Source organism: Romboutsia sp. 1001713B170131_170501_G6 (assembly GCF_015668195.1).
Lineage (GTDB): Bacteria > Bacillota > Clostridia > Peptostreptococcales > Peptostreptococcaceae > Romboutsia_C.
The window spans coordinates 1-10,114 of sequence record NZ_JADPFC010000017.1 but is presented as its reverse complement, the minus strand read 5'-3'; the positions used below and the strand labels follow the sequence as shown (position 1 = coordinate 10,114).

Genomic DNA, 10,114 nt, shown 5'->3' with positions numbered 1-10,114 from the left:
GTAGGAGTTTGGACCGTGTCTCAGTTCCAATGTGGCCGATCACCCTCTCAGGTCGGCTACTGATCGTCGCCTTGGTAAGCCGTTACCTTACCAACTAGCTAATCAGACGCGGGTCCATCCTGTACCGCAAAAACTTTGATAAGAAAGTCATGCGACTCTCTCATGTTATCTCGTATTAGCATACCTTTCGGTATGTTATCCGTGTGTACAGGGCAGGTTACCCACGCGTTACTCACCCGTCCGCCGCTCTTCACCGAAGTGAATCGCTCGACTTGCATGTGTTAGGCACGCCGCCAGCGTTCATCCTGAGCCAGGATCAAACTCTCAAATAAAAGTTGTTACCTGCTCAGACTATCATTATCTGAATATCTGGCTTGGTTTGTTTTCGATTCTTTAAAGAATCATTAGTTATATAAATTAACCTACTGTTTAATTTTCAAAGTTCATTTTCTCGACTTACTCATCTTACCAGGTCATTTCCCCTTTGTCAAGATTTTCTTTCGTTTTATTTTTCGTCCGTATCTCTTGGACAAGTAATACTTTATCATTTTTATTATTATTAGTCAACATATTTTTTAAAGTTTTTTTATAATATATTTTTTAAAATTATTTGTATAGGGTTTTATTAACTTTTTTTAAATTTTATCTAAGTCAAAATAAACAATAAGAAATTCGCTTCTCTCATATCAACAACGACTTCGTCCGTTGCTCAAAATGTCTTTTTTACGCTCTCCAAACTAATTGGTATTACTTAACTTCAATAGTTACCCACAGTATTTAAAGTATCATAATTTCCTTAAGCTTAAAAAAAGCATAGATTAGTCTATGCTCATTATATTACTTCTTATTAAATATATATATTTATACTTTCTTAATTTATATATTTGTAAAATATTTTATTTAAAAATATAGAATTAACATATGAAGTAATCCCAAATCCAATTATCATATAAAAAAATAATATATATCCAAAATAATTAACTAATGAAAACATCAATATTATACATAATAAATTCATCATCAACATTATAATTGTATAAGGTAGGTTGTGTATTGATATAAGAATAGAATTTACTATAGTATTTTTTATAGTGTTATTAAATTTAGATATAATAGGAAATACATATGTAAAGTTAAATAAATATATTATTCCTACTATTGTAGATATAAGCTTCAACATTATCCCCAAAGTTTCATTAGATATCAAATTAGAGATATGTAAATCTAGTAATAATACACTTCCAACTACTATCATTAATATCCATACCACAGTGCTAATTTTAAAATTCTCTTTAAATCTTTTTATAAATTCTTTAGTTATAGGTACATCTTCATTTTTAACTTTTTTTAAAGCTACAGAATATGTCGCTGTTAAGGATGCACCTATTGTTATAATAGGTATACTGAAAACTATGAATAAAAAATTTAACACCACTATATCTGTTATCCTATCTAACATTTCCCAAAACTTACCATCATATCTAAATAAATTATCCATAAAAAACCCTTTCTATTAATTGTAATCATTACTTAAAATTATTCTTATTTTCCAAATTTATTTATCTAATTTAGAAGTTGATTGTCTTACAAGCAGTTTTCCTTCAAAAATTTTATGTTGATTTTTACTGTTCTTATTAATTAAGTCAAATAGTATTTTAGTAGTTTCCTTTGCCATTTCCTCAATAGGTTGGCGTATTGTTGTTATAGATGGATTATAATAATATGTTATATCTAATCCATCAAATCCCACAACAGAATAATCTTCTGGTATCCGTTTTCCAGACTCTAGTATAGCTTTACATGCTCCAATAGCCATACTATCAGAAATCGCATAAATAGCAGTAAATTCTTCTTTAGAATTTATAAGCTCTTTAGTTAGATTATACCCATTCTCCATACTATATGAATTAGGGCTATCCCAAGTATATCTAATTAAATTTTCATTTATTGGGATATTTCTACTCATCAAAGACTTTCGATAACCTTCTAAACGCAAATTACTTATACTCATATCTGTACTATATGATGCTAAAATTGCAATTTTTTCATGTCCATTATCGCATAAAAAATCTACTATCTTTTTACTTTCATATACATCATCAACGGATACCGATGAATATAAATTCTTATCTACATTATCTGTTATAGCTATTGTGCTTAGTACAAATGGTATTTTTATTTCTTGTAACTTATCCTCTTGGTGTGAAAAGGATCCACCTAAAAATACTATTCCTTTTAACCTTTTTTCTTTTATAAGTTCTAAAGCTACCTCAACCTCATCTTGATTAGAATCTACTCTATGTAATATAAATGTATATTTTCTATTTTGTATTTCTTCTTCAAATACTTTTATCATATTTTGAAAAAATGGGTTATCTATACCTTTTATTAATACTGCTATAGTTTTTGTATCTGAAAGCTTTAAATTTCTGGCACTATTATTAGGAATAAAGTTACTTTCTTTTATTACTTCCATAATCATACGTCTAGTTTCCTCATTTATATCTGGATGATTATTAATAGCCCTTGATACCGTACTTACTCCTACGCCACATTTTTTTGCTATATCTTTGATTGTAATTGCCTTCATATCAACGGCTTCCTTTCAGTTTAATATTTTAATGAATTAGCACATCAAATAATCTATTTCCGAAATTATTTTCTTCCATATAACTTTGTTAACATCTTTATTTTTTTAATTAAATTCTTAGAGAAACAATCTGATTTCATTCTCCATTTCCAATTATCACCTAACGTAGATGGTACATTTATTCTAGCTTCATTACCTAATCCTAAATAGTCTTGCACAGGTATTATACAAGTATTAGCTACACTTCTCATAGCTAAACATATAAAATCCCAATGTATTATATTTTCTCTAGTATATTTATTATTCATGTAATTAACACACATTCTTTTATCTTGGAGACTAATTTCCTCATACCAGCCTTTAATTGTACTATTATCATGAGTTCCTGTATATACTATACAATTTTTGTCATAATTATGAGGTAAATAATCACTTTCTTCCCTTGAATCAAAAGCAAACTGTATTATTTTCATACCTGGGTATCCTGTATCTTTTAAAAGTTGTTTTACGCTTTCTGTTAAAAACCCTAAATCTTCTGCTATTATTTCTACATTTCCTAGTTTTTCTTTAATATATTTAAATAAATCTAAACCTGGACCTTTTTTCCACACTCCATTTATAGCAGTTTTTTCTCCATATGGTATAGAATAATACTCATCAAAACCTCTAAAATGGTCTATCCTTACAATATCATATAATTTAAAAGAATACTCTATCCTTTTAATCCACCACTCATAATCTGTATGTTTATGATATTCCCAATAATATAATGGATTTCCCCATAATTGACCTGTTTTGGAAAAACTATCTGGAGGACAACCTGCTACAGCTGTAGGCATACAATCCTTATCTAATTGAAACAACTCTGGATTAGCCCATGTATCAGAACTGTCTAAGGCTACATATATAGGTATATCCCCTATTATAGATATTCCTTTTTTATTTGCATAAGCTTTAAGTTTGCTCCATTGTTTAGTGAATAGATATTGTTGATACTTGTAAAATATAATATCATCTTTTAGCTTTTCTTCATATTTTGATATAGCTTCTTCTTTTCTTGATCTAATTTCATCATCCCACTCTATCCATGACTTTGAGCCAAAAGAATCTTTTATAGACATATATAGCGCATAATCGTGTAACCACCACTTATTTATTTCACAGTATTCTTTAAATATTTTATTTTTACTTATATTACTTCTTTCATAAGCCTTTCTTAAAATTTTAAATCTTGATAAGTATATTTTTTCATAGTCTATATATTCATTGTTACTTCCCCAGTCATAACTATTACATTCTTCTTCAGACAAAAGTCCTTCTTCAACCAATTCATCTAGATCTATAAAGTATGGATTCCCTGCAAAAGTAGAGAATGATTGGTAAGGAGAATCACCATATCCTGTAGGACCTATTGGTAATATCTGCCATAAACTTTGACCTGATTCTTCTAATATATCTATAAAATCATAAGCTTCTTTTGAAAAACTTCCTATTCCATATTTTGATGGTAAACTTGCAATAGGTAGTAACATACCACTTCTTCTCATAATATCTCTCCTCTACCCCTTATGTTATCCCTTGACAGCACCAGCAACTACACCTTCTATTATGTGCTTTTGACATATTAAATAGAAAATTATAATAGGAATGATTGCTAATACTAACATCGCCATCATTGCGCCCATATCTCTATTTCCATTTGAGCCTACTAACATTTGAATTACTACTGGTATAGTTTTGTATTTTGTAGATAACCCTATAACTAAATAAGGTAGTAAGTAGTCATTCCATATCCACATCGCATTTAATATGGCAACAGTGATTGCAGTTGGTTTTAAAATAGGAAGTACTATATAAAAATATGTTTGTAAAGGATTGCATCCATCTATCATAGCTGCTTCTTCTATTTCTAGTGGAATTGATTTTATAAAACCACTAAACATAAATATCGATAATCCTGACCCAAATCCTAAGTATAAAGCTACCATACCTAATGGATTTGCTAGGTGTAAGGTATCAGATAATTTTACCATTGGGAACATTACCATTTGAAAAGGTACTATCATAGAGAATACAAATAAATAATACAACACACTTGTAAATTTACTCTTTACTCTTGTAATGTAATATGCCGTCATAGAAGTAAAAAGTAGTATTACTACTACTGACATTATTGTAATAAAAAACGACCATCCAATAGCACTTAAGAACCCTGTTTTCTGTAAACCATTAATATAATTTGTTATACCTACAAATGTTTCTGCCGTAGGTAAAGAAAAAGGGTTATCACTTATAAAGAATTTTCCCTTAAATGAATTTACAACTATAAATATAATCGGTGCTAAAAATACTACGACTAATGCGCAAAGTATGATAAATACTATATTATTTCCTACATTCTTTTTTCTAGCCATTGTGTTTTGCATTACTGTTCAACCTCCTTCTTTCTAGTGAAGTATAATTGAGAAAGAGCTATTACGGCTACTATAACAAAGAATATAACTGCCTTAGCCTGACCAACACCCTCATAATTATTTCTTCCATAGAATGTATTAACTATGTTAAGAGCTAACATTTCTGTTTTATGCATTGGAGCTCCATTAGTTAATGCTAAGTTTTGGTCAAATAACTTAAAGCTATTTGATAAAGTTAAAAAAGTACAAATTGTAATAGATGGCATTACCATTGGTATAGTTACATTTTTTAGTGTTTGCCATTTTGTTGCTCCATCAATTTTTGCTGATTCTATTAATTCATTAGGTACACTTTGAAGCCCAGCTATATAAATAATCATCATATATCCTATCATTTGCCAATTCATAAGTATAATCAATCCTATAAATCCATACTTTTGATTAGCAACAAGAGTCGTTCCATAATTAGCTAAAAATGAATTTATCATAGACTGCCAAGTATACCCAAGAACTATCCCACCTATTAAGTTTGGCATGAAAAATACAGTTCTGAAAAAGTTTGTCCCTCTTATCTTTTTTGTTAAAAAATAAGCAAGAGTAAATGCAAGTATGTTAACTGTTATGATAGATATAATTGTAAATATCGTAGTAAATCCAAAAGCCTCGACAAATCCTTGACCTGCTGAAAAAGCCTTTTTATAATTTTCTATTCCCACAAATGTTGCATCACTTATTGTAGTAAACTCACAAAAAGATAAATATAATCCTGTTATAAAAGGAATGATAAATGCAATAGAAAATGCAATCAAAGTTGGAATCAAGAATATTGGAAAGTATTTTTTTAGTGCTTTTTGCATAGTGTCCCCCTTAGTATCAATAGTTTTAAACATCTTATAACCGTTTAGTTTAAAGAAAAAGCTTAAACCATAAAAAGCATTTCTCTCATTAAATAACTAAGATTTACCTTAAATTATATCAACGGTATTATACTTTTATCTATGGCTAAGCCTTTTCATTTATAAATCAAATTAATTCAAAATTTATTTAGATGCTTCTTTTTCACTTGCCCATTCTTCAACTACTAATTTCTTAACATCTTCCCACTTCATGTTACCATTGCAATATTCAAGTAATGCTGCACCAAAATCATCTTTAAATGTTTGACTAGGGAAAGAAGTAAAGTTCCAATCTACATTGTATAAATCTTTATTTCCTAAGTATCTTAAGACTTCTTTAGCTAGTGGATCTTGAGGTGTTTCAGAGTCTTTGAAAGTATTAAATGGAGCTATAAAACCTAATTCATTTGTTACATGATTTTTACCTGTATCTGAAGTAAATAACCACTCAACAAATTCAATTGATGCTTTTTGATCAGCTTCTGAAGCTTTACTATTTATAGAGAAGAAGTTTTCTGTTCCTATACAAATGCCTTGTTTTTCTTCGCCTTCAACACCTGTATATATAGGCATGAATTTAACATCTTCTGCTTTAACAGTATTTCCTTCAACCTCTGCTATTTGGCTCCATCCCCAGTTACCATTTTGAACCATTGCAGCTTTTCCAAGTGCAAATTCAGCCATTGAGTCTGAAACTGTTTTGCTACCTAATAATGCAGGTTCACAAGTTGAGTTGTTTATGTATAGGTCAAATATATTTTTAAAGTTATCTGAATAAGTAAAATCTATTTTGTCTAAGTTAGATACTCCCTTATCTTTGTATTCATAATAAATAGGAAGATTTGCTAAATGAGTTTGCCATCTCCAGTCTTCACCAGGAGATAATGATGTAGAAGCAAATACTCCATCTATTCCTAATTGATCTTTTTTAGATTGCATATCTTCTGAAACTTCTTTTAATTTTGCAAAATTATTTATTTCATCTATTGATTTAGCTTTTGCACCATCTAATGCAAAGTATTTATCCATTATTGCTTGGTTGTATATTATACCATATCCTTCTTCAACATAAGGTATACCATACACCCCATCCCCACTTTTTATAGCCATATCTTGATTTAATAAACTACTGTAAAGCTTTGTATCTTTTAAATCGGCACAATACTCTTTCCATGATTCATAACCTACTGGACCATTTATTTGGAATAATGTAGGAGCATCTTTTTTAGCTATTTCTGATTTTAATGTTTGTTCATAAGTACCACTTGCAGCTGTAACTACTTTTACTTTTACACCAGTTTCTTTTTCATAATCCTCAGCAATCTTTTTCCATTGCTCTTCTGATTCTGGCTTAAAATTTAGATAATATACTGAACCCTTACCATCTTCCTTAGCTGCACTATCATCAGAAGATGAAGAGCATCCTGTTAATGCTACTGTTGTTAAAACTGCAGATAAAGCAATTGTTACAAACTTTTTCAATTTAATCATAATAAATCCCCCTTATTTTAATTTATACCCCTTTGAAGTCTTATTGGTAACGTTACCGAAACGTTATTGGTATCGCTTTCCCTCCTCCTTAATTAAATATTATCATTTAGAATTCTCAAAATCAAGAAATTATTCTTTTATACTTTGTCCTTTATTTTTAGCAATCATATACTGGTTCATAATTGCCTTTTTCTATTGTAATTTCCAAATATCTTTATTATACTGATTTATAGTTCTATCTGAAGAAAAATAACCTGCTTTACTTATATTAACTAGCATTTTTTTTGCCCACTTATTTCTATCTTCATATTCTTTAAAAACTTCTTCTTTCTTTTTACAATACTCATTAAAATCTAATAAAGCCATAAACCAATCTTTTCTTATTATTTCTTTATATAGCCTGATAAGATTTTCTTCACATCCAATGTTCATTAACTCTTCGCCGACAATAAAATCTACTGCTTCTTTTATGTTTTCATTCTTTATATAAAAATCGAGAGGATCATAATCTCCATTTTCATAGTGTTTAATTACATTATCACTCTTCTCCCCAAAGATAAATATATTATCATCTCCAACAAGTTCATGTATTTCTACATTAGCTCCATCTTCTGTACCCAGCGTTAACGCTCCATTTAACATAAACTTCATATTACCAGTTCCACTTGCTTCCTTTGAAGCTAATGAAATCTGTTCTGATATATCACATGCTGGTATTAGTTTTCCTGCTATAGTAACATTGTAATTTTCAACCATTACAACTTTTAAATATTTACTAACTTCTTCATCATTATTTACAAGTTCTTGCAAACATAATATTAAATGTATTATATCTTTTGCAATAGTATATGCTGGTGCAGCTTTTGCTCCAAATATAACTGTTATAGGAGTTTTTGGTGTATTTCCTTGTTTGATTTGTAAATACTTATAAATTACATATAATGCATTCATTTGTTGCCTTTTATATTCATGTAGTCTTTTTATTTGTATATCAAAAATAGAATTTTCATCTATATCTATATTTTGAGTTTTTTTAAGATAATTTTTTAATTCAACTTTATTAGTATATTTTATATCTAATAACCTTTGAAGTACTTTTTCATTATCTATATATTTTATTAAGTCTTTCAATTTTTCTGCATCAGTTTTAAATTCATCTCCTATTAATTCTTCTATTAACTCTGTTAATAGTGGATTACAATGAATAAGCCATCTTCTAAATGTTATTCCATTTGTTTTATTGTTAAACTTTTCAGGATAAATTTTATAAAAATTATTTAATTCATTGTTTTTTAATATATTAGTATGAAGCGATGCTACTCCATTTACACTAAAACCATAGTGTATATCTATATGAGCCATATTTACATTGTCATTTTTATCTATGATGTAGACAGATTCATCTTCATAATTTGCTCTAACTCTATCATCTAATTCCTTTATTATAGGTATAAGTTGTGGAACAACCTTTTCTAAATATTCTATCGGCCATTTTTCTAGAGCTTCAGCTAAAATTGTGTGGTTAGTATATGCACATGTTTTAGTTACAATTTTTATAGCCTCATCTAGCTCTATTCCTCTTTCAACTAACAAATATATAAGCTCTGGTATAACCAAAGTTGGATGAGTATCATTTATCTGTATTACTGCATACTCATCTAAGTCATGTAAATTGCTTCCTTTTGCTATGCACTCATCTAATATATATCTAGCACCATTACTTACCATAAAGTATTGTTGATAAATTCGAAGAAGACGACCTTTTTCATCACTATCATCAGGATATAAGAATAAAGTAAGGTTTTTTTCAATATTGTCTTTATCAAAATCTATACCATCTTTCACTATACTTTCATCAATTGTTTCTATATCAAATAAATGAAGTTTATTAGTTTGATTATTATATCCTGTAACATTAATATCATAAAGTGTAGATTTTAAAGTAAACCCACCAAAATTAATATCATAAGTTGTATCAGTTTTTTTCAACCATCCAATCTTATCAATCCATTCATTTTTTTCTTCTATTTGTAGGTTATTATTAAATAGTTGTTTAAATAAACCAAAATGATAGTTTAAACCAATACCATCTCCTGGAATTCCCAAAGTTGCTATAGAATCTAGAAAACATGCTGATAATCTGCCAAGACCACCATTTCCTAAAGATGGTTCAGGCTCTATCTCCTCTATTTCAGATATGTTTTTTCCATGTTGTGATAATATTTCTTCTACTCGATCGTATATACCTAAATTTATCAAATTATTAGATAATAATTTTCCTATTAAGAATTCTGCTGATATATAATATAATTTCTTTTTACCTTGATTTTTGATTACCTTTTTTTCACTAAGCTCTTGCACTAATTCTAATAATGCAAAATAAATTTCCTCATTTGAACAATCAGATATGTCTTTATTAGTTTTTAATTTTAGGCTTTCTGATAAATCCACCTACAATCCCCCTTTGATTTAATAAATATTTTATTAAGTATTTTGGAAATATCATCGGAATCGTTTCCAAAATTAATTAAATTTTCACCTCAAGGTAATTGTAGTTTATCAAATTTTTTTTTACAACATATTTTTTTGATTTGCAATTTTTTTATAGATTATTTAGATATGATATTCTTAAAAATTTTATATAAAAATAAAAAAAGATTACGTGGCTACGTCTTACTCTCCCAGGAGGTCGCCCTCCAAGTACCATCAGCGCTAAAGAGCTT

The 10,114-nt window shown here is 28.7% G+C and carries 7 protein-coding genes and 1 rRNA gene; all 8 read right to left on the bottom strand.

Annotated elements, in window-relative coordinates:
* A 16S ribosomal RNA gene (locus I4U89_RS15170) occupies nucleotides 1–332 on the bottom strand; the annotation flags it as partial.
* A 539-nt stretch (nucleotides 333–871) separates the two neighbouring features.
* Nucleotides 872–1,498: a YesL family protein gene (locus tag I4U89_RS15165; RefSeq protein WP_195941106.1), complete on the bottom strand. Its 627-nt coding sequence runs from the start codon at nucleotides 1,496–1,498 to the stop codon at nucleotides 872–874.
* A gap of 57 nt (nucleotides 1,499–1,555) precedes the next feature.
* Nucleotides 1,556–2,590, bottom strand: coding sequence for a LacI family DNA-binding transcriptional regulator (locus tag I4U89_RS15160; RefSeq protein ID WP_195941105.1), 1,035 nt, complete (start codon nucleotides 2,588–2,590; stop codon nucleotides 1,556–1,558).
* 65 nt (nucleotides 2,591–2,655) lie between these two features.
* Nucleotides 2,656–4,137, bottom strand: a complete 1,482-nt coding sequence (malQ, locus tag I4U89_RS15155) for a 4-alpha-glucanotransferase (protein ID WP_195941104.1) — start codon at nucleotides 4,135–4,137, stop codon at nucleotides 2,656–2,658.
* A gap of 24 nt (nucleotides 4,138–4,161) precedes the next feature.
* Nucleotides 4,162–5,016 carry a carbohydrate ABC transporter permease gene (locus I4U89_RS15150; protein WP_195941103.1) on the bottom strand — a complete coding sequence of 285 codons (855 nt, stop codon included), beginning with the start codon at nucleotides 5,014–5,016 and terminating at the stop codon, nucleotides 4,162–4,164.
* Nucleotides 5,016–5,861: a carbohydrate ABC transporter permease gene (locus I4U89_RS15145; protein ID WP_195941102.1), complete on the bottom strand. Its 846-nt coding sequence runs from the start codon at nucleotides 5,859–5,861 to the stop codon at nucleotides 5,016–5,018. Before I4U89_RS15145 ends, I4U89_RS15150 begins: the two co-directional genes overlap by 1 nt.
* 183 nt (nucleotides 5,862–6,044) lie before the next feature.
* Nucleotides 6,045–7,391 carry an ABC transporter substrate-binding protein gene (locus tag I4U89_RS15140; RefSeq protein WP_195941101.1) on the bottom strand — a complete coding sequence of 449 codons (1,347 nt, stop codon included), beginning with the start codon at nucleotides 7,389–7,391 and terminating at the stop codon, nucleotides 6,045–6,047.
* Nucleotides 7,392–7,583: 192 nt separating this feature from the next.
* Nucleotides 7,584–9,842 carry a glycogen/starch/alpha-glucan phosphorylase gene (locus tag I4U89_RS15135; protein WP_195941100.1) on the bottom strand — a complete coding sequence of 753 codons (2,259 nt, stop codon included), beginning with the start codon at nucleotides 9,840–9,842 and terminating at the stop codon, nucleotides 7,584–7,586.
* Between the last annotated feature and the right edge of the window lie 272 nt (nucleotides 9,843–10,114).

What these genes read in the sequence shown, in the direction of transcription:
- I4U89_RS15165 (WP_195941106.1), bottom strand. Translation starts at nt 1,498, where the DNA reads ATGGATAATTTATTTAGATATGATGGTAAGTTTTGGGAAATGTTAGAT.
- I4U89_RS15160 (WP_195941105.1), bottom strand. Translation starts at nt 2,590, where the DNA reads ATGAAGGCAATTACAATCAAAGATATAGCAAAAAAATGTGGCGTAGGA.
- malQ (WP_195941104.1), bottom strand. Translation starts at nt 4,137, where the DNA reads ATGAGAAGAAGTGGTATGTTACTACCTATTGCAAGTTTACCATCAAAA.
- I4U89_RS15150 (WP_195941103.1), bottom strand. Translation starts at nt 5,016, where the DNA reads ATGCAAAACACAATGGCTAGAAAAAAGAATGTAGGAAATAATATAGTA.
- I4U89_RS15145 (WP_195941102.1), bottom strand. Translation starts at nt 5,861, where the DNA reads ATGCAAAAAGCACTAAAAAAATACTTTCCAATATTCTTGATTCCAACT.
- I4U89_RS15140 (WP_195941101.1), bottom strand. Translation starts at nt 7,391, where the DNA reads ATGATTAAATTGAAAAAGTTTGTAACAATTGCTTTATCTGCAGTTTTA.